Here is a 1,589-nt window from a genome sequence, read left to right on the forward strand (position 1 = left end):
CTGCTCTGGGGTAGAATTCATGTCGGGCAAGGTGTGTTCGTGCTGATAGGGTAGGTTTTTAGATAACTCCCATTCTATCAATCACTTACGGCATTCTTGCCCCTTTTTGTGCAAAATTCAGGCTAGTCTTACTGTGTCATAAATTCAATTATGCGCGTATACTGTTGAACTGTCTATAACAACAGGATACGGGAATGACGAATTTGGCTGAGCTGGATATGTACCTTGAGCGGCTGTGCAGCGCGTTGGGTCATATGGATCGCAGGACAAGTCTGAAAGACTACTGCCAAGGGCTGATGCTGCCGATCGCGCGTAAGAGCGTCGAACCGCTGGCGGCGCACATCAAGCCGATGCAAGTACGCGCCAAACACCAGTCCCTTCACCATTTCGTGGCGAAATCGGCGTGGTCGGACAACGCCGTCCTGGCATCGGTGCGCGACCAGGTCAAACCGCTGCTGGCTACCGATACCGGACATTATTGGATCGTCGACGATACCGGTTTTCCAAAGAAAGGCAAGCATTCGGTGGGTGTGGCGCGACAATATTGTGGGCAGTTGGGTAAGCAGGATAATTGCCAGGTGGCCGTCAGCTTATCATTGGCCACCGAGCTGGGCAGCATACCGATCGCCTATCAGCTTTACCTTCCCAAGGACTGGGCAAGCGATCCGGTCCGCCGAGGCGTGGCTGGCGTGCCGGAAGGGATCGCCTTTGCGACCAAGCCCGAAATCGCGCTTGAGCAACTACGCAGCGCGCTTGCATCGGGTACGCCGCCGGGCGTGGTGCTGGCCGACGCCGGCTACGGTGACGAGACGGCATTTCGCAGTGGCATCACAGAACTGGGCATGCTGTATGCGGTGGGCATCCGGCCGGCGACCACGGTGTGGGCGCCGGGAACCGCGCCGCTGCCACCGAAGCAATGGAGTGGGCGCGGCATACGACCGACGCGGCTGCGCCGCGAGGCCGGCAACGAGCCCGTTTCCGTGAAAACATTGGCGCTGTCGCTGCCGTCGCAAGCCTACTGCCCGGTTACATGGCGGGAGGGTTCTAATGCCGCACTTTCCTCTCGCTTCGCCGCGCTACGGATACGCCCCGCTCATCGAGACTATCTTGGTACCGAGATGCGGGCCGAGGAATGGCTGCTGATTGAATGGCCGGAGGGCGACGCGGAACCACTGAAATACTTCCTTTCCACTGCGCCCGACGATGCAAATCTTGAGCAAATCGTGTTTGTGACAAAAATGCGCTGGCGTATCGAGCGAGACTATCAGGAACTCAAGCAGGAATTTGGACTCGGACACTACGAGGGACGCGGTTGGCGCGGATTTCATCACCACGCTACACTATGCATCGCCGCCTACGGTTTTCTGACCACACAGCGCCTCAATCATCCCGGCGTCAAAAAAAACTCTGCAGGGCCAGAAACGCCTGGCTTACCCAACGATTACATCCCTCGCGGAAGCAGGCCCCCTGTGTCAAACTGTTGTGAGACAACTTCATAACTCTAATTAAGGAAGTTGGTACCCACATGGAATCGAATATGACACCAGCAGCAGGACGCATCCAAGACGATATCGATGGTTTTTCTGACG

Annotated in this window: 1 protein-coding gene; it reads left to right on the forward strand. The window is 56.7% G+C overall.

The genetic code is table 11. The features are described 5' to 3' along the window. Positions 1-194 precede the first annotated feature (194 nt). Positions 195-1,499, forward strand: coding sequence for an IS701 family transposase (locus tag F1735_RS33435; RefSeq protein WP_167241294.1), 1,305 nt, complete (start codon positions 195-197; stop codon positions 1,497-1,499). Positions 1,500-1,589: the final 90 nt, after the last annotated feature.

The sequence above is a fragment of the Massilia genomosp. 1 genome, from assembly GCF_011682185.1.
Lineage (GTDB): Bacteria > Pseudomonadota > Gammaproteobacteria > Burkholderiales > Burkholderiaceae_D > Telluria_A > Telluria_A rubra.